The sequence below is a fragment of the Amycolatopsis cynarae genome (genome assembly GCF_026802195.1).
In the GTDB taxonomy this organism is placed as follows: domain Bacteria; phylum Actinomycetota; class Actinomycetes; order Mycobacteriales; family Pseudonocardiaceae; genus Amycolatopsis_E; species Amycolatopsis_E rhizosphaerae.
The window spans coordinates 1177525-1194137 of record NZ_CP113836.1; the positions used below are offsets into that span (position 1 = coordinate 1177525).

Here is a 16613-nt window from a genome sequence, read left to right on the forward strand (position 1 = left end):
CCCGATATCGGGGGAATTATTGTCGTCGCGGTGATCGTGGGAAAATTCCTAGACGCCCGCGGTCTGCCGGATCCAGGAACGGCTGGCCGAGACCTTGGCGTAGTTCTGGGTGCCGTTGGTCTGATAGCCGGTGTTGTTACCGGTGGAGCAGACGCCCACCTGCTTGCCGTTGGCCAGTTCGGGGCCGCCGGAGTCGCCGTGCCAGGCCGAACCCGACACACCCTGGCTCGCGATCGCGGACCCGCCGAAGGCGTCGGTACTCGTGCCGGTGACCCGCACGGTGGCCGTCTTGAGGGTGCTCGACGGCGGGTTGCTGCCCTGCGTGCGGCCCCAGCCGTAGATCTGGTTGGTGGACCCGGTGGCCGGGTCGCTGTCGGCCAGCTGCATGTAGGTGGTGCTCACCGAGGTGGCGAGGTGCAGCAGCGCGATGTCGCCGTCGGGTGAGGCGTACTGCTGGTCGACATCGGCGTCCACGCCCTGGCCGAGCGTCACGCTGCCCACCTTGACGTGCATTCCGGGGGAATTCAGGCAATGCTGCGCGGTGAGCACCCATTGCGGCGCGATGATGGTTCCGGAGCATTCGAAACCGCCGTAGCTGGTGGCGTCGTCCCAGTACACCTGCGCGCCCCAGGGGGCGGAACTGACCGTGGTGCCGCCGATGATGAACGGAGTGGCTGCTTCGGCGCTCACCGTCGTCGTCGCGCCGGCCGCAATAGCCGCCGCCGTGAAAAGAACCGCGCCCGTCTTTCGCATCGAAAAACCTCCGGTGCCGAATTGTCGAAGGACGGGACGAAATGTATTGACGGCTCCCGGGAAGGGGTACCTACAAAAGTCGGTCCGGTGGCCGAATTGCGCCTTTTATCGCGGCAGGGCGAAAGGCAGCGTGGCCCGAACGGCCGCCTCGTGTCGCCCGTACAGCGGCACGGCGGGAAGGGACGGCTCGCGGAGTTGCGGGCGGCGGGTACCCGCGGGCCAGGCGACGCGGATGGTGACCTCGTCGCGGAGCCGGTCGCCGCGGGTGCGGCGGACCGTGTACGACACCGTGGTGCCCAGGGCGCCGGGCGGGTCGGCGACCGGTTCGGGAAAAGCGCCGGGCAGCGGCGTGAAGCAGGCCTGGCTCACCGTTCCCGCAGTCCATGAGCGCCAGCCGTCGATGACCTCGGCGGTGAGCGGCGCCCCCAGCGTCTCGCGGAGTTCGGCGGCGAGTTCACCGGCTTCGAGTACGGTGCCGCCATAACCGGCGTCGTACAGCGCGCCCAGCACTCCCAGCGCCGCGCGGGCGGTGGCCCGCAGTTCGCCCAGTTCGCCGTGCCCGCGGGCGAACGCGGCCAGGGGCGCGTACCCCGGCAGGTACCGGACGGCGAGCAGGTAGGTCCGCCGTCCCGCGCGGGAACGCACGAGCACCTGCGCGCTGCCCAGCGGGATCTCCAGGTCCTCGCAGGCCCGGCGCGCGATGGCGACGACGGTGGGGAGATCCGGCTCCCCGGACAGCTTCACCACCGCCGTCCAGCCGTCACCGATCCCGGCGATGCCGAAGCGGTTCCCCGCCCGGTCGGAGTGCTGGCGCAACCGCAGATCCGGCGCGAGCACGAGCAGCGGGTCCGTGGTGCGGCGGCGGTCGTCGTGCGCCTGCAGGCGGTAGGCGATCCACGTGAGGGCCCAGCCCGCGAGATGGCGTCCGGCGATGCGGACCGACGTCGCCGCCACCACGAGCAGCGCCAGCAGCGCGGCAGGCAGCACGGCCCCCGGGCCGTAGGCGCGGCAGGCCAGCGGGACCGTGAACGCCGCGACCTCCCACGCGGCGAACTGCCCGAACCGGACCGGCCGCAGCCACGTGCGGCCCGCCGGCCTCGGCCTGCCGTCGCGGCGTCCTGGCCCGCCCCCGGCGATGCCGGGCAGCCGGGCATCGGCGGTGGTCATGGTCGACGCCCTTCTTTGCTTGCTGGTACAGAATAAGCGGATCGGCGGCGAGCGCTGTCGGCAAAAATGGCTACAGGAGGTCCCGATGTCCGGCGAGCCGCGGATCCGGGTTGGGGTGATCGAGGATCACCCGCTGTACCGGGAGGCCGTGGCGCGGGTGCTGACCGAGGCCGGGGACATGGAGGTCGGCGCCGTCGTCGATTCCGTCCCCGCGTTCGCCGCGTCGGGCCAGCCGCCGGGCTCGGTGGTGGTGCTGGACCTGAAACTGCGGGGGGTCGCCGACTCCGCGGCGGTGCACCGGGTGGCCGGGATGGGGCACCACGTGCTCGTGGTCTCCGCCCATGCCGGGCAGCACGAGGTCCTCGGCGCCGTCTCGGCCGGGGCGCGGGGCTACCTCTCGAAGGAGGCCGACGGGCCGGACATCCTGCGGGCGGTGCGGGAGATCGCGGCGGGGCACACGCATGTCTCGCCCACGCTGGCTTCGTACCTGCTCGACTCGAACCGCGGCGTGAAGAGCGTGCTATCGGAGCGGGAGCGTCAGGTGCTTTCGCTGGTCGCCGCGGGCGAACGGGACACCGACATCGCCGTGGCCATGGACATCAGCGTCCGTACCGTCCGCTCCTACCTGGAACGCATCCGGGACAAGACGGGCAGGCGGCGCAGGCCGGAGCTGACCCGCCTCGCCATCGAGGAGGGCATCACGACGGGCGAATTCAGGCGGCCGCCGAGGCCGGGCCCAGGCGCAGGGTGATCCCCTCGCCGCGCAGCGCGCGGCGGAACCACACCAGCGACACCACGATGGCCAGGCCGATCACGCTCCACGAGCCCGCCGTCGAGACGACGAGGAAGTTCCCCACGGTCGCCTTGGCCAGCATCCACAGCGTGGTCGCGCCGTTGGTCAGGAACACCAGCGCCCACAGCAGGGACAGCCGCCGGAACACCCGCACCACGCGCGGATGTTCGCGGAAGGCGGCCGGGAACGCGCAGAAGTCGTCGGCCAGCTTCGCGATGAGCGGGCGGCCGGTGGGCACCGTGGCGACCAGCGCGAACGCGATCAGGAAGTTCTGCAGGGTCGGTTGCAGGAAGTACAGGAAAACGCTGCCGGTGAGCAGGCCGAGGATCGTGCGGGCGACCAGGAGGCCGGTGGTGAGCAGCAGCACGGCGGGGATGGGGCGGCGCAGCACCGCCCGGCGCGCCAGCGCCAGCACCGACCACGACAGCGCCGCGATGAGGCCGCCGTCGAAGCCCACCACGGTGAGCATCAGGTAGAACAACCCGAGCGGCACGATCGTCGATTCGAGCAGGTGGGTGGCGCCCCGGCGCAGGAGCGAGCCGAAGGCGGGCAGATGGACCGTCAGATGTGGGGGCATCTCGGTGGTGTCTCTCTCGTACCGCGGGGCACGGGGCGGGGGCGGCTGGAGCGGGCCTCAATGTACTCGCCCGGCCGATGAGAGCCAGGTCTCGTCCTGGTTCACCACCTGATCCGGGAAGAGCGCGGGACTTCGTACGGTTACCTCCTTGGTGGGACGGGAGGAGGTGCGGTGATGAGTGCGGAGTGGACCAGTTCGGCCGTCGCGGTCCCCGCGGCGGTGGCCGCCGCGGCGCTGATGGGACTGGCCAGCGCGGCGCAGGCCAAGGCCACCAAGCAGGTACCGCCCGGCCGCACCCTGCATCCCGGGCTGCTGGTGGCGCTGGCGCGCCGGCCGCTGTGGCTGGTGGGCATCTGCGCGACCGTGGCCGGGCTCGTCCTGCAGATCGTCGCCCTCGGTTTCGGGCCGTTGCTGCTGGTGCAGCCGCTGCTGGTGAGCGCGCTGCCGTTCGCGGGGGCGTTCGCCGCGGCGCTCGACCGCCGCCGCCCGGACCGGGTCGTGGTGCTGGGCACCCTGATCTGCGTCGCGGGGCTTTCGGTGCTGCTGGCGCTCGCGCGTCCGGCGGGCGGGTCCGACGAGCTCGTCGGGAACGTGGGGCCGCTCGCCGCCGTGCTCGGCCTGGTGGCGCTGGGCGGGCTGGGGTTGTCGGCACTGGTGCGCGGCCCCGGGCGGGTGCTGGGCCTGGCGCTGGCGACGGGGGTGTTCTACGGCGTGACGGCCGCACTGATGAAGGTGGTCGCGGGCCAGCTGAGGCTGGGGCTCTGGGTGCCGTTCACCCACTGGGCGCTGTACACGGTGTGCGTGATCGGCCCGATCGGGTTCCTGCTGTCGCAGAACACCTTCCAGCAGGGCCGGATGATCTCGCCCGCCCTGGCCGTGATCACCACCAGCGATCCGCTGGTCGGGGTGGCCATCGGGATCTGGTGGCTGGGGGAGACCGCGGTGACCGGGCCCGCCGTGCTGACCGGGGAACTGTTCGCGGCCGCCGTCATCGTCGCCGGGATCTGGATCCTCGCCCACCGCAGCAGCCACCTGACCGGCGCCGCCGCCCCGGCGCCCGTCCCCGTCGGCTGACGGGCCGCCGCTCGGCCGCTCAGCCGAGGCGGCGGTTGGCCAGCGCACCGGTGGCGGCACGCGCCTTCCCGGTGACCTCGGGGTCGATGTCGATCACCAGCAGATCGGGTCCGGCACCCAGGCGGGCGTGCACGCGGCCGAAGCCGTCGGCCACGACCGAGTGACCGATGCCGGTCGGCGCCTTCGGGTTGACCTCGGTGCCGCTCGCCGCCGGATCGGCCTGGTCGCAGGCCAGGACCCAGCAGCCGGTGTCCAGTGCGCGGGCCCGCACCAGCACCTCCCACTGCTCGAGCTTGCCTTCCCCGGCACCCCACGAGGCCGGGACCAGGACGGCCGTCGCGCCCCGGTCGGCCAGTGCGCGGAACAGCTCGGGGAACCGGAGGTCGTAGCAGGTCGCGAAGCCGAGGGTGACGCGATCGACGGTGAGCGTGAGCGGCCGCGCACCGGGCGCCACGGTGTCCGATTCGCGGAAGCCGAACGCGTCGTAGAGGTGGATCTTGTCGTAGCCGGTGTGCTCGCCCAGCCCGGTGACGAGCAGGGTGTTGCGGACGCGACCGTCGTCGGACGGGGTGAACATGCCCGCGACCACCAGCACGTCGTGCTCGCCGGCGATCTGGGCCACCGCCTTGGCCCACGGTCCGTCCACCGGCTCGGCGAGCGGCTTGAGCGGGACACCGAACCGGGCCATGGCGGCCTCCGGGAACACCACGACCCGGGCGCCCCGGGCCGCCGCGGCGGCCACCCCGTCCCGGATCAGCCCGAGGTTCTCCGCCGGATCGTCGCTGGATGTGAGCTGGCACAAGCCGATTCGCAGCACGCCTACCTCCTGGCCGTCGATGTGGTCCCCACTCGTACCCTAGAACCATGCTGAATCGCACCGACCTGCGCGGAAAGGTCCCGTCACCCGCCGAGTTGCGCGCCACGCTGCCGCGCGCCGAGATCGACGTGGATGCCGCGCTCCATCAGGTGCGTCCGCTGGTCGAGGCGATCCGTGAGCGCGGCGTCGACGCCGCGCTCGAGTACACCGAGCGGTTCGACCGCGTCCGCCCGGAGACGGTCCGGGTGCCCGCCGGGGAACTGGACCGCGCGCTCGCGGAACTGGACCCGACGGTCCGCGAGGCCATCGAGGAGTCCATCGCCCGGGCGAGGAAGGTGCACGCGGACCAGCGCCGTGCCGACGTGACCACGCAGGTCACCGAGGGCGGCACGGTGACCGAGCGCTGGGTGCCGGTGGCGCGGGTCGGCCTCTACGCCCCGGGCGGGCTGGCCGTCTACCCCTCCAGCGTCGTGATGAACGTGGTGCCGGCGCAGGCCGCGGGGGTGGGCTCGCTGGTGCTGTGCTCACCGCCGCAGGCCGAGTTCGGCGGCCTGCCCCACCCGACCACGCTGGCCGCCGCCGCGCTGCTGGGCGTGGACGAGGTCTGGGCGGTCGGCGGCGCGCAGGCGGTGGCCCTGCTCGCCTACGGCGGCACCGACACCGACGGCGCCGAGCTGGCCCCGGTCGACATGGTGACCGGCCCCGGCAACATCTACCTGACCGCCGCCAAGCGCCTGCTGCGCGGACTGATCGGCATCGACTCTGAGGCGGGGCCGACCGAGATCGCGATCCTCGCCGACGAGACCGCCGACCCCGGTCACGTCGCCGCGGACCTGATCAGCCAGGCCGAGCACGACACGCTCGCGGCGAGCGTGCTGGTCACCACCTCCGCGGAGCTGGCCGACGCGGTGGACGCCGAGCTGGCGACCAGGGCCGCCGCGACCAAGCATTCCGAACGTGTGCTCCAGGCGCTGCGCGGCAGGCAGTCCGGCATCGTTCTGGTGTCCACTGTGGACGACGGGCTGAAGGTGGTGGACGCCTACGCCGCCGAGCACCTGGAGATCCAGACCGCCGACGCCCGTGCGGTCGCCGCCCGGGTGCGCAACGCGGGCGCGGTGTTCGTCGGGCCGTACGCGCCGGTGTCGCTCGGCGACTACTGCGCGGGGTCCAACCACGTCCTGCCCACCGGCGGATTCGCCCGCCATTCCTCGGGACTGTCGGTGCAGACCTTCCTGCGCGGCATCCACGTGATCGACTACAGCGAAGCCGCGCTGCGCGAGGTCGCGGGCAAGGTGGTGGCGCTGGCCAACGCCGAAGACCTGCCCGCGCACGGCGAGGCCGTGACGGCGCGTTTCCCCGCGGAGGGAGCTCGGTGACCGCCGACGACGTGACCCTGGCCGACCTGCCGTTGCGGGAGGACCTCCGGGGCCGCAGCCCCTACGGGGCGCCGCAGCTGGACGTGCCGGTCCGGCTCAACACCAACGAAAACCCGTACCCGCCGCCACCGGAACTGGTGGACGACGTCGCGGCGGCGGTCCGCGAGGCCGCCCAGGAGTTGCACCGCTATCCCGACCGCGACGCCGTCGCCCTGCGCCAGGACCTCGCCCGTTATCTGTCGGCTTCGACCGGTGTGGCGCTGTCGGAGCGGAACCTGTGGGCGGCCAACGGGTCGAACGAGATCCTGCAGCAGATCATGCAGGCCTTCGGCGGGCCGGGGCGCACCGCGCTCGGCTTCGAGCCGTCGTACTCGATGCACCCGATCATCGCGGCGGGCACCCGGACCGAATGGGTGCCCACCCCGCGTCGCGCCGACTTCTCCCTCGACACCGCCGAGGCGGCCGTGATCGTCGCCCAGCGCCGTCCCGACATCGTGTTCGTCACCAGCCCGAACAACCCGACCGGCGGCTCGATCCCGCTGGAGGAACTGGAACTGGTGCTGCGGGCCGCGCCCGGCATCGTGGTGGTCGACGAGGCGTATGCCGAGTTCTCCCCGCGCCGCAGCGCCGTGGGACTGCTCGACGCCTACCCGGCCAAGCTGATCGTCACGCGCACGATGAGCAAGGCGTTCGCGTTCGCCGGAGGGCGTCTCGGCTACCTCGCGGCGGCTCCCGCGGTCGTGGACGCGCTGCAGCTCGTGCGGCTGCCGTACCACCTTTCGGTGCTGACGCAGGCCGCGGCGCGGGCCGCCCTGCGCCACGCGGATGCCACACTCGCCTCGGTCGCCAAGCTCTCCGCCGAGCGGGAGCGGGTCGCGGAAGCCTTGCGGGGACTGGGTTTCACTCCGGTTCCCAGCGACGCGAACTTCATCCTCTTCGGAGAGTTCGGCGACGCCAAGGCCAGCTGGAAGTCCTATGTGGACGCCGGGGTGCTGGTCCGCGACGTGGGGATCGAGGGGCATCTTCGGGTGAGCATCGGCACCCCGGAGGAGAACGACGCGTTTCTGGCGGCGAGCAAGGAGGTGCCCCGGTGAACCGGGTCGGCAAGGTGGACCGCACCACCAAGGAGTCCTCGATTTCGGTCGTGGTCGACCTCGACGGCACCGGCGAGGTGGAGGTCTCCACCGGGGTGCCGTTCTTCGACCACATGCTGCACGCCTTCGGGGTGCACGGTTCGCTGGACCTCAGGGTCCAGGCGACCGGTGACGTGCACCTCGACGCGCACCACACGGTGGAGGACACCGCGATCGTGCTGGGACAGGCGATCCGCCAGGCGCTCGGGGACAAGAAGGGCATCCGCCGGTTCGGCGACGCCTGGATCCCGATGGACGAAACCCTCGCCCACGCCGCGATCGACGTGTCGGGCCGTCCCTACTGCGTGCACGTGGGCGAGCCGCCCGAGTTCACCACGTTCACCATCGGCGGGAACTACCCGTTCGTGCTGAACCGCCACGTGTTCGAGTCCCTGTCCTTCCACGCGCAGATCGCGCTGCACGTCCGCGTGGTGCACGGGCGGGACCCGCACCATATCGCCGAGGCCGAGTACAAGGCCATCGCGCGGGCGCTGCGCGCGGCCACCGAGCCCGATCCGCGGGCCGGGGGCATTCCGTCGACCAAGGGTGTGCTGTGAACAAGGAGATCGTGGGCGTCCTGTTGATCGCGCTGGCGGGCTTTCTGGCCGGTGGCGTGTATGCCACGTGGAAGACCGCCAAGCTGATGGCGGGCGCGCTCCTGTTGGCCACCCTGCTCGCCATAGGCGGCGCCGTCGCCTGGTTCGTGGGCTGACGCGCGGCTAACGCCCGGAAGGCCGTGAAGGGTCCCTTCACAGTCGTTTTGACTGTGAAGGGACCCTTCACGGCACCGCATGGGCCGGGGTCAGCGCCGGCGTCAGTGCCCGGTGGGTTCGAGTTCGCGCTTTTCCAGGTGCTTGGTGAGGCTTTCGCCCTCGACGTCGACGTTCGGCAGGATCCGGTCCAGCCAGCGCGGCAGCCACCACGCTCGCCTGCCGAGCAGCGCCATCACCGCGGGCACGATCGTCATCCGCACCACGAACGCGTCGACCGCCACGCCGAACGCGAGCGCGAACCCGATCGACTGGATCAGCGTGGTGTCCGACAGCACGAACCCGGCGAACACGCTGATCATGATCAGCGCGGCGGCGACCACCACGCGGGAACCGTGGCGGAAACCGATGATCATCGCCTGGCGCGGTTCGGCGCCGTGCACGTGCTCCTCGCGCATCCGCGTCACCAGGAACACCTGGTAGTCCATGGCCAGCCCGAACAGCACACCGATCAGCAGGATCGGCAGCATGCTCATGATCGGCGCGGTGGAGGCCACGCCCAGCGCCTTGTTCAGCCACCCCCACTGGAACACGGCCACGACGGCGCCGAAGGTCGCCGCGACCGAGCCGAGGAAGCCCAGGGTCGCCTTGAGCGGCACGATCAGCGAGCGGAACACCAGGGTGAGCAGCACGAAGGCCAGGCCGACGACCAGGCCGAGGTAGGGCAGCATCGCACCGGCGAGTTTGTCCGAGACGTCGATCTGCAAAGCGGTCTGCCCGGTCACGGCGAGCTCGGCCTTTTCGGTCACCGGCAGGGCGCGGATCTGGGCGACCAGTTCCTCGGTCCGCTTGTCGCTGGGGCCGCTCTTCGGCAGCACGGTGAACATCGCGGTGTCGTGCTGCGCGTTGTACTGCGCCGGGGTCACCGCGGCGACGTCGCCGAGCCGCACGATCTCGTCGGCGGCCTGGGTGGCGGCGGCGGTGGTGGCGTCGGCGGTGGCGGTGACCACCACGAGCAGCGGGCCGTTGGCGCCGGGTCCGAAACCGGAGGTGACCAGGTCGTAGGCCTTGCGCTGGGTCGAGCCGGGAGCGGCGGTGGCGTCGTTGGGCAGGCCGAGCTGCATGCTCAGCGCGGGGACGGCGATCACCAGCAGCCCGGCCACGGCGACGAGCAGCACCGGCACCCGGTGCCGCGCGACGAAGGCGGCCCAGCGCTGGCCGTGCGTGCTGCGGTCGTCGTCCCGGACGCGCTTGCCGAGCACCTTGCGCCCGGCGAAACCGAGGATCGCGGGCAGCAGGGTCAGCGCGATCAGCACCGCGACGGCGACGGTGGCTGCGGCCGCGATGCCCATTTGCGCGAGGAACGGGATGCCGATCACGGTGAGACCGGCCAGCGCGATGATCACGGTCAGGCCGGCGAACACGACGGCGGAGCCTGCCGTGCCGCCGCTGCGGGCCGCCGCCTCCTCCGGTTCGTGGCCCTCGCCGAGCTCGTGCCGGTACCGGGAAACGATGAACAACGCGTAGTCGATGCCGACCGCGAGGCCGAGCATCAGCGCGAGGATCGGGGTGTTCGAGTTGAGCTCGACGAATCCGGACACGGTCAGGATCGCCGCCATGCCGACGCCGACCCCGATCAGCGCGGTCAGCAGCGGCAGGCCCGCGGCGAGCAGCGAGCCGAAGGTCACGGTCAGCACGATCGCGGCGACCACGACCCCGATGCCCTCGGTCGCGCCCGTCTCGGGCATGCCCTGGATGGCGTCGCCGCCGAACTCGACGGTCAGGCCCGCCTTGCGTGCCGCGATCGCGGGCGCCTGCAGCGCGTCCCGGTCGCTCGCGGTCAGTTCGGAGGCCTGCACGCCGTAGCTGACCTGTACCAGCGCCACCCTCGCGTCGGGGAAGGAGATCGCCTTGGCCTGGTAGGGATCCACCACCCCGCGGGCCTTCGGCGCGGTCCTCAGAGCGGCCACGAGCTGTTCGACGGCGGCCTGGTTGGCGGGCGCGGTGAGGCTCTGCCCGGGCGGGGCGGCGATGGCGACGCGCGCGGTGGCGCCGCCGACCCCGGCCTGGGGGAAGTGTGCCTTGAGGTGGTCGATCGCTCGCTGGGCCTCGGTGCCGGGGATGGTGACGGAGTTCGTCATCTGGCCGGACAGCGTGGTCGCGCCCAGCCCGAGCCCGGCGAGGACGGCCACCCAGATGGCGGCGACGAGCCAGCGGCGGCGGAAGGAGAAGCGGGCGAGCCGGTACAGGAGGGTGGCCACGGGCACGGCTCCATTCGGTTGTCCGTCGGTGGTCGGTACCCGCCAAGCTAGCCGATCGGCAAGCACCCTTACAAGCCGATCGGCAAGTATGTGACTTGCCGCACGGCAAGCAGTCTCGGGGCTGTGAGGAGACCGTGAAGGGTCCCTTCACGGTCCTATCAGCTGTGAAGGGACCCTTCACAGGAAAGGAAAAGCGAGGACGCGCTAGCCGATCGGTTAGTGGTTTGGTTGCGAGTGGAGGGGTACACCCGTATTCTGCGGGCTGCTTCGCGGCCCGAGGCAGCCGCTTACGAGGAGGTTCGATGGCAGCCGGACCGGCAACGCAGGAAGACACGCGCACCCGCCTGCTCGCCACCGCGCTCCGGCTGTTCACCGAACACGGCGTCGAGGGCACCTCCCTGCAGATGATCGCCGACGCGCTGGGCGTGACGAAGGCGGCCGTCTACTACCACTTCAAGACCAAGGACGAGATCGTCGAGGCCGTCGCGGAACCCGGACTGCGCGAGCTCGACCAGGTCATCGACGAGGCTTCGCGCCTGCGCCGCCGGGGTGCCCGGATCGACCACCTGCTGACCGGTTTCGTGAACACCGTGGTGCGGCACCGGGCGCTGGTGGCCCTGTTCAGCAGCGATCCCGGGATCGCCAGGACGCTCGCCCGCACCTGGACCTCGCCCCAGGAGAACTTCAGCGTCCGGATTCTCGGCATCCTGGTGGAAGAGGAGAGCGACCTGAACCGCATGGTCGCCGCCCACGTCGCCGTCGCGGGGATCGCGCTGGCCGGGGGATCGCCCCAGTTCGCCGGCGTCGACGACGACACCCTGCGTGAGCAGTTGCTCGACGTCGGGCGCAGGCTGCTGGGCCGGCCCCGCCGGGTCAGCTGAGTTCGAGCTTGAGGAACGAGGCGGTTTCGACGAAGCCAAGCCTGCGGTAGTAGTCGCGGGCGCGCCGCGTCGGCACGGTCACCTCGACGGCGCCCGTGGCACGGGCCCGCGCCACGACCGCTTCCACCAGCTTCCGGCCCACACCCTGCCCCCGGCGGCACGGCGTCACGACGAGTTCCTGCAGTTCACTGACCCAGCCGTTGGCGTAGAGCACCAGGAACCGCGCGGCCAGCGCGTAGCCGATCACCTGCCCGCCGTCCTCGGCCACCAGGAAGTCGGTGGTGTCGTAGGTCATCGCCGCCAGCAGCCGCTCGTAGTTCCGGTCGAACTCGGGCCGCCGGGCCGGGTAGCTCGTGGCGAACTCGCGGAGCAGGTCGAAGACGCTGTCCGCGTCCATCACATCGGCGGGCCTGATGTGCACGACCTCATTGTGGCTCAACGGGGATCCGCCCCGGCACCGCGAAGGTAGCGGGGTGGCACGTGTGAGGTGAGCCAGACTCCGTTGGCGCTCACCCGGAACTCGTGCCCCGCGCGGGCCATCTCACCCGCGGACACCACCAGCACCACCGGTCTTCCCCGTCGCGAACCCACGCGGATCGCGGTTTCCCGGTCCGCCGAAAGGTGCACGTCGTGCCGGTTCATCGGCAGCAGGCCCGCCTCGCGGATCGCGGGCAGCACCTTGGCGACCGTGCCGTGGTAGAGGATTTCCGGGGGCTGCGCGGGCGGCAACCGGAGGTCGACGGGCACGCTGTGCCCTTGGTTGGCCCGGATCCGGGTCCCGTCCTCGCTGAACGCGAACCGCTGTTTGTCGTTGCCCGCCACCACCTCCGCGAGTTCGTCGCGGGTGAGTGGCAGGCCGTGCCGGGCGAGCGCGGAGAGGAGGAGCCCGACTTCGACCCAGCCCCCCGGCTGCAGGGCCAGTCCGATCGCGGCGGGGTCGTGCCTCAGATGCCGGGAAAGGCGTTTGGACACACGAACCAGTCTTGCTTGTTCCATCGTGCCGCCATTGGCTCACGAACCCCGATGCCCCCGCCAGTGCTTTTACGCCCCGCCCTCCACGGCCGGTTTCAGCAGCCGGGCGCCGGGACCGAACCGGGCCATCTGGTCGTCCTGGTTGTACAGGCCGCATACGCGCAGGGAGAGGCAGCCGCAGCCGACACAGCCGGTGAGCCGGTCGCGCAGCCGCTGCAGGGCGTCGATGCGGGCATCCAGTTCGTCCTGCCAGGTCCGCGACAGCCTGGACCAGTCGGCCTTCGTCGGCGCGTGGTCGCGGGGCAGGGTCGCCAGCGCGGCGCTGATCTCCTCCAGGCTCAGCCCCACACGCTGGGCGGCGCGGATGAACGCGATCCGGCGCAGCACCGAGCGCGGATAGCGGCGCTGGTTGCCCGCGGAGCGCTCGGAGGAGATGAGTCCCCGGTCCTCGTAGAACCGCAGCGCGGTGTGCGGTACGCCACTGCGTTCCGCGACCTGACCGATGCTGAGGTGGTCGGCAAGCTTGGTCACGGCACCAGCCTAGCCTTGACTTCGACCTTGGTCGAGGTTGCACCGTGTCGACATGATGACCACGACCGATGCGGGCCTGCCCGCGCTGATAGCCCGGATGACCGGCGACGAGAAGCACTCGGCGGCCTCGGAGTCCACTTTGGATGTTCTCTGGGTGCTCTACGACCGTGTGCTGGACGTGTCGCCGGACACCGTCCACGATCCCCGGCGCGACAGGTTCCTCCTGTCCAAGGGGCACGGCCCGATGGCGTACTACGCGGTGCTGGCGGCCAAGGGGTTCATCGCACCGGAGGAACTCGACGACTGGGCGTCGGTGCGGTCGCGGCTGGGGCAGCACCCGGACCGCAACCGGGTGCCGGGGGTGGAGATCTCCAGCGGATCGCTCGGGCACGGCCTGCCGCTGGCCGTGGGCACCGTGTACGGGCTGCGTGCGCAGGGGATCGGCTCGAAGGTCGTCGTGCTCGTCGGCGACGCCGAACTCGACGAGGGCAGCAACCACGAGGCCATCGTGCTCGCCGGGCGGGAGTCGATGGGGCAGCTGACCGCGGTGGTGATCGACAACCAGTCGGCGACGCGGGGCTGGCCGGGCGGCATCGCGCAGCGGTTCGCGGTCGAGGGCTGGGCGACCGCCACCGTGGACGGGCGGGATCACGAGGCGCTGTACGAGGCGTTCACCACCCCGCACCCCCGGCGCCCGCTGTGCGTGGTCGCGGTCGTCGAGCCCAAGTCCGGCCGTCGGTGAAAAGGGGGAATTCCATGGACATGCGGACCACTTTTCTGTCCACAATGGAGGAAGCGCTGGCCGTCGATCCACGGCTGGTCCTGGTGCTGGCCGACATCTCGGCGGGAACCGGGCCCATGCTCGCCGCCCAGCGAAGGCATCCGGACCGGGTGCTCAACGTGGGCATCCGCGAGCAGGCGCTGATCGGGGTCACCGGCGGGCTGGCACTGGCCGGGATGCGCCCGGTGGCGCACACCTTCCCACCGTTCCTCGTCGAACGCCCGTACGAGCAGATCAAACTCGATCTGTGCCATCAGGGCGTCGGCGCGGTGCTGGTCTCGTCCGGCGCGTCCTACGACATGGCCGCCGCGGGCCGCACGCACCACTCGACGGCGGACGTGGCGCTGCTGGACACCGTGCCCGGCTGGACGGTGCACGTGCCCGGGCATCCCGAGGAGGCGCGTCGCCTGCTGCTCGAATCACTGCCCGGCGACGGCCGCGTGTACCTCAGGCTGAGCAGCCAGGCCAACGCTCGTGCCCACCTCGGTGCGGGTTTCCGGACGCTCCGGCAGGGCACGCGCGGAGTGGTGCTGGCGGTGGGGCCGATGCTGGATCGCGTGCTCGCCGCGACCGAGGGGCTCGACGTGACCGTGCTGTACGCCGCGACGATCCGGCCGTTCGACGCCGCCGGGCTGCGGGCGGCCGTAGGCGAGGTCGCCGACGTCATGCTGGTCGAGCCGTACCAGGCGGGCACCTCCGCGCACCACGTCGGCGAGGCGCTCGCGGACGTGCCGCATCGCCTGCGCTCACTGGGCACGCAGCGGGACGTGGAGGTGCGTCAGTACGGCGAGGTCACCGACCACGACTTCGTCCACGGGCTCGACGTGGCCGGGATCACGGCCGCGGCCCGGGCCTTCTTCCGTTAGGCACGACCATCTCGCCCGGCAGGAGCCGGAACAACGCCTCGGCCGTCACCTGGAGGTCTTCGGCGGCCGCGGCGGCCTGGTCGAGTTCGCGCCGCACGGCGTGGTGCCGGTGCCTGCCCGGTCCGGTGTCGGGCTGGGCCAGCTCCGGGCAGGCGCGCAGCCGGTCGAGGATCCGGGTGAGTGCCGAGGCCGTGCGGATCGTGCCGCGCATCAGCCCGGCGAGTTCGCGGGGACCGAGTTCCTCGGTTTCGAGACGTTCGAGCTCGTCGGCCAGCGCCCCGCTCAGGTCGACGATTCTCCGGGTGGGGACGCCCCGGTCCTCGTCGTGGGGACGGATGTCCGGACGGCTCTGCGACAGCATGGCCACTCCCTTGGGTCAGTGCCTGGGGAATTCCCCGTGGGGGCCGGGATCCAAACCGGTTGGAGGCCGTGACCAGGCCGCCCTAGACTGGGCCGGTGACTCGCGTCGTGATTCTCGATTACGGTTCCGGGAACCTTCGTTCCGCCGAACGCGCCGTGCGGCGCGTCGGTGCCGAGGTCGAGGTGACCGCCGACCCCCATGCGGCGCTGGAGGCCGACGGGCTGGTGGTGCCCGGTGTGGGCGCGTTCGCGGCCTGTATCGAAGGGCTGCTGTCCGTGGGCGGCGAGAAGATCATCGGGACGCGGCTGGCGGGCGGCCGCCCGGTGCTGGGGATCTGCGTGGGCATGCAGATCCTCTTCGAGCGCGGAGTCGAGCACGGCGTGGAGTCGAAGGGGACCGGGGAGTGGCCGGGCACCGTGGAGCGCCTGCACGCCGATGTCATCCCGCACATGGGCTGGAACACCGTGCGCGCGCCGGAGGACTCGCAGCTGTTCGCCGGGCTCGACGCGGACACCCGGTTCTACTTCGTCCACTCCTACGCGGTGCGGCGCTGGGAACTCGACTCGGAACTGCCCGGGCAGCAGCCGAAGGTGACCTGGGCCCACCACGGCGAGGATTTCGTGGCGGCGGCGGAGAACGGTCCACTGTGGGCAACCCAGTTCCACCCCGAGAAGTCCGGAGACGCCGGGGCGCATCTGCTGGAGAACTGGCTGCGCACGCTCTGAACGGCGGGTGCGGGTGTCGCGGCGGGCGGCCTCCGGGCTCACCTATAGTGACCGCGTGACCTTCACGCTCCTTCCCGCCGTCGATGTGGCCGACGGCCAGGCCGTCCGCCTCGTTCAGGGCGAAGCCGGTACCGAGACCTCCTATGGCGACCCGCTGGAGGCGGCGCTCGCGTGGCAGCGCGACGGTGCGGAGTGGATCCATCTCGTCGATCTCGACGCGGCCTTCGGCAAGGGCAGCAACCGGGAACTGCTGGCGCGGGTGGTCGGCGAGCTCGACGTGCGGGTGGAGCTGTCCGGCGGTATCCGTGACGACGCTTCGCTGGAGGCGGCGCTGGCCACCGGCGCCACCCGGGTCAACCTCGGCACCGCGGCGCTGGAGGACCCGGCGTGGACGGCGAAGGCCGTGTCCACCTACGGCGACCGGGTCGCGATCGGGCTGGACGTGCGGATCACCGAGGCCGGGCACCGGCTCGCCGCGCGCGGCTGGACGCAGGACGGCGGCGATCTGTGGGAGGTGCTGGAGCGCCTCGACCGCGACGGCGCGTCGCGCTACGTGGTCACCGACGTGAGCAAGGACGGCACCCTCAAGGGCCCGAACCTGGAGTTGCTGCGCGAGGTCGCGGCCCGCACCGACGCCCCGGTGATCGCCTCCGGCGGCGTGTCCAGCCTCGACGACCTGCGCGCGCTGGCCTCGCTGTCCGGCGACGGCGTGGAAGGCTCGATCGTCGGCAAGGCCCTCTACGCGGGCGCGTTCACGCTGCCCGAGGCACTGGCCGCCGTCCGCTGACCCCCAGCTGGCAAAGCCGTGAAGGGTCCCTTCACGGTCGAATCGACT

20 protein-coding genes are annotated in these 16613 nt (G+C 71.6%); 11 read left to right on the forward strand and 9 right to left on the reverse strand.

Going from position 1 to position 16613, the window contains the following annotated elements; translation table 11 throughout:
• Positions 1–48 precede the first annotated feature (48 nt).
• A complete protein-coding gene (locus tag ORV05_RS05785) occupies positions 49–753 on the reverse strand; it encodes a S1 family peptidase (protein WP_268757407.1) in 705 nt (234 codons plus the stop codon).
• Between the two features lie 105 nt (positions 754–858).
• Positions 859–1920, reverse strand: coding sequence for a type VII secretion protein EccE (locus ORV05_RS05790; RefSeq protein WP_268757408.1), 1062 nt, complete (start codon positions 1918–1920; stop codon positions 859–861).
• Between the two features lie 85 nt (positions 1921–2005).
• Here ORV05_RS05790 and ORV05_RS05795 point away from each other — a divergent pair, with 85 nt between their 5' ends.
• The gene (locus ORV05_RS05795) at positions 2006–2671 is read left to right on the forward strand and encodes a LuxR C-terminal-related transcriptional regulator (protein ID WP_268757409.1); all 666 of its coding nucleotides are present in this window, start codon (positions 2006–2008) and stop codon (positions 2669–2671) included.
• Here ORV05_RS05795 and ORV05_RS05800 read toward each other — a convergent pair.
• The gene (locus ORV05_RS05800; protein WP_268757410.1) at positions 2634–3290 is read right to left on the reverse strand and encodes a VC0807 family protein; all 657 of its coding nucleotides are present in this window, start codon (positions 3288–3290) and stop codon (positions 2634–2636) included. The two genes, ORV05_RS05795 and ORV05_RS05800, sit on opposite strands and share 38 nt — an antisense overlap.
• A 174-nt stretch (positions 3291–3464) precedes the next feature.
• Here ORV05_RS05800 and ORV05_RS05805 point away from each other — a divergent pair, with 174 nt between their 5' ends.
• Positions 3465–4364 (forward strand): DMT family transporter, encoded by a 900-nt coding sequence (locus tag ORV05_RS05805; RefSeq protein WP_268757411.1) that lies wholly within the window; start codon positions 3465–3467, stop codon positions 4362–4364.
• Between the two features lie 19 nt (positions 4365–4383).
• Here ORV05_RS05805 and ORV05_RS05810 read toward each other — a convergent pair whose 3' ends face one another.
• Positions 4384–5181, reverse strand: coding sequence for a carbon-nitrogen hydrolase family protein (locus tag ORV05_RS05810; RefSeq protein ID WP_268757412.1), 798 nt, complete (start codon positions 5179–5181; stop codon positions 4384–4386).
• Between the two features lie 47 nt (positions 5182–5228).
• Between ORV05_RS05810 and hisD the strand changes: the two genes are divergently transcribed.
• The 4 genes from hisD to ORV05_RS05830 are packed head-to-tail and all read left to right on the forward strand — an operon-like array spanning position 5229 to position 8402.
• Entirely contained in the window at positions 5229–6557 is a 1329-nt protein-coding gene (gene hisD, locus ORV05_RS05815) for a histidinol dehydrogenase (RefSeq protein ID WP_268757413.1), read from the forward strand.
• Positions 6554–7651 (forward strand): histidinol-phosphate transaminase, encoded by a 1098-nt coding sequence (locus ORV05_RS05820; RefSeq protein WP_268757414.1) that lies wholly within the window; start codon positions 6554–6556, stop codon positions 7649–7651. Before hisD ends, ORV05_RS05820 begins: the two co-directional genes overlap by 4 nt.
• The gene (hisB, locus tag ORV05_RS05825; protein WP_268757415.1) at positions 7648–8247 is read left to right on the forward strand and encodes an imidazoleglycerol-phosphate dehydratase HisB; all 600 of its coding nucleotides are present in this window, start codon (positions 7648–7650) and stop codon (positions 8245–8247) included. Before ORV05_RS05820 ends, hisB begins: the two co-directional genes overlap by 4 nt.
• A complete protein-coding gene (locus tag ORV05_RS05830; protein ID WP_268757416.1) occupies positions 8244–8402 on the forward strand; it encodes a hypothetical protein in 159 nt (52 codons plus the stop codon). Before hisB ends, ORV05_RS05830 begins: the two co-directional genes overlap by 4 nt.
• A gap of 102 nt (positions 8403–8504) precedes the next feature.
• Here the strand turns inward: ORV05_RS05830 and ORV05_RS05835 are convergent, their stop codons facing one another.
• Positions 8505–10661: an MMPL family transporter gene (locus ORV05_RS05835; RefSeq protein ID WP_268757417.1), complete on the reverse strand. Its 2157-nt coding sequence runs from the start codon at positions 10659–10661 to the stop codon at positions 8505–8507.
• Between the two features lie 302 nt (positions 10662–10963).
• Here ORV05_RS05835 and ORV05_RS05840 point away from each other — a divergent pair, with 302 nt between their 5' ends.
• Positions 10964–11542, forward strand: coding sequence for a TetR/AcrR family transcriptional regulator (locus ORV05_RS05840; protein ID WP_268757418.1), 579 nt, complete (start codon positions 10964–10966; stop codon positions 11540–11542).
• Here the strand turns inward: ORV05_RS05840 and ORV05_RS05845 are convergent.
• From ORV05_RS05845 to soxR, 3 genes are read right to left on the reverse strand one after another with little or no spacing between them, the layout of a single operon-like run.
• Positions 11535–11963, reverse strand: coding sequence for a GNAT family N-acetyltransferase (locus ORV05_RS05845; RefSeq protein WP_268757419.1), 429 nt, complete (start codon positions 11961–11963; stop codon positions 11535–11537). The genes ORV05_RS05840 and ORV05_RS05845 overlap by 8 nt on opposite strands.
• 14 nt (positions 11964–11977) lie before the next feature.
• The gene (locus ORV05_RS05850; RefSeq protein ID WP_268757420.1) at positions 11978–12538 is read right to left on the reverse strand and encodes an RNA 2'-phosphotransferase; all 561 of its coding nucleotides are present in this window, start codon (positions 12536–12538) and stop codon (positions 11978–11980) included.
• Positions 12539–12583: 45 nt separating this feature from the next.
• Positions 12584–13045 (reverse strand): redox-sensitive transcriptional activator SoxR, encoded by a 462-nt coding sequence (gene soxR, locus ORV05_RS05855; protein ID WP_268757421.1) that lies wholly within the window; start codon positions 13043–13045, stop codon positions 12584–12586.
• A gap of 52 nt (positions 13046–13097) precedes the next feature.
• Here soxR and ORV05_RS05860 point away from each other — a divergent pair, with 52 nt between their 5' ends.
• Together ORV05_RS05860 and ORV05_RS05865 are read left to right on the forward strand one after the other, a co-directional pair.
• Entirely contained in the window at positions 13098–13787 is a 690-nt protein-coding gene (locus ORV05_RS05860) for a thiamine pyrophosphate-dependent enzyme (RefSeq protein ID WP_268757422.1), read from the forward strand.
• Between the two features lie 14 nt (positions 13788–13801).
• A complete protein-coding gene (locus ORV05_RS05865) occupies positions 13802–14692 on the forward strand; it encodes a transketolase family protein (protein WP_268757423.1) in 891 nt (296 codons plus the stop codon).
• On the opposite strand, the gene ORV05_RS05870 is transcribed toward ORV05_RS05865, so the two are convergent.
• Positions 14661–15053 carry a hypothetical protein gene (locus tag ORV05_RS05870; RefSeq protein WP_268757424.1) on the reverse strand — a complete coding sequence of 131 codons (393 nt, stop codon included), beginning with the start codon at positions 15051–15053 and terminating at the stop codon, positions 14661–14663. The two genes, ORV05_RS05865 and ORV05_RS05870, sit on opposite strands and share 32 nt — an antisense overlap.
• A 95-nt stretch (positions 15054–15148) precedes the next feature.
• Here ORV05_RS05870 and hisH point away from each other — a divergent pair, with 95 nt between their 5' ends.
• The gene (gene hisH / locus ORV05_RS05875) at positions 15149–15778 is read left to right on the forward strand and encodes an imidazole glycerol phosphate synthase subunit HisH (RefSeq protein ID WP_268757425.1); all 630 of its coding nucleotides are present in this window, start codon (positions 15149–15151) and stop codon (positions 15776–15778) included.
• A gap of 55 nt (positions 15779–15833) precedes the next feature.
• Positions 15834–16565 (forward strand): bifunctional 1-(5-phosphoribosyl)-5-((5-phosphoribosylamino)methylideneamino)imidazole-4-carboxamide isomerase/phosphoribosylanthranilate isomerase PriA, encoded by a 732-nt coding sequence (gene priA, locus ORV05_RS05880; RefSeq protein WP_268757426.1) that lies wholly within the window; start codon positions 15834–15836, stop codon positions 16563–16565.
• Positions 16566–16613: the final 48 nt, after the last annotated feature.

Coding starts and splice junctions, on each gene's coding strand:
- ORV05_RS05790 (WP_268757408.1), bottom strand. CDS start 1,920: ATGACCACCGCCGATGCCCGGCTGCCCGGCATCGCCGGGGGCGGGCCA.
- ORV05_RS05850 (WP_268757420.1), bottom strand. CDS start 12,538: ATGGAACAAGCAAGACTGGTTCGTGTGTCCAAACGCCTTTCCCGGCAT.
- ORV05_RS05795 (WP_268757409.1), top strand. CDS start 2,006: ATGTCCGGCGAGCCGCGGATCCGGGTTGGGGTGATCGAGGATCACCCG.
- ORV05_RS05860 (WP_268757422.1), top strand. CDS start 13,098: ATGATGACCACGACCGATGCGGGCCTGCCCGCGCTGATAGCCCGGATG.
- hisD (WP_268757413.1), top strand. CDS start 5,229: ATGCTGAATCGCACCGACCTGCGCGGAAAGGTCCCGTCACCCGCCGAG.
- ORV05_RS05840 (WP_268757418.1), top strand. CDS start 10,964: ATGGCAGCCGGACCGGCAACGCAGGAAGACACGCGCACCCGCCTGCTC.
- ORV05_RS05785 (WP_268757407.1), bottom strand. CDS start 753: ATGCGAAAGACGGGCGCGGTTCTTTTCACGGCGGCGGCTATTGCGGCC.
- ORV05_RS05805 (WP_268757411.1), top strand. CDS start 3,465: ATGAGTGCGGAGTGGACCAGTTCGGCCGTCGCGGTCCCCGCGGCGGTG.
- ORV05_RS05870 (WP_268757424.1), bottom strand. CDS start 15,053: ATGCTGTCGCAGAGCCGTCCGGACATCCGTCCCCACGACGAGGACCGG.
- ORV05_RS05800 (WP_268757410.1), bottom strand. CDS start 3,290: ATGCCCCCACATCTGACGGTCCATCTGCCCGCCTTCGGCTCGCTCCTG.
- ORV05_RS05865 (WP_268757423.1), top strand. CDS start 13,802: ATGGACATGCGGACCACTTTTCTGTCCACAATGGAGGAAGCGCTGGCC.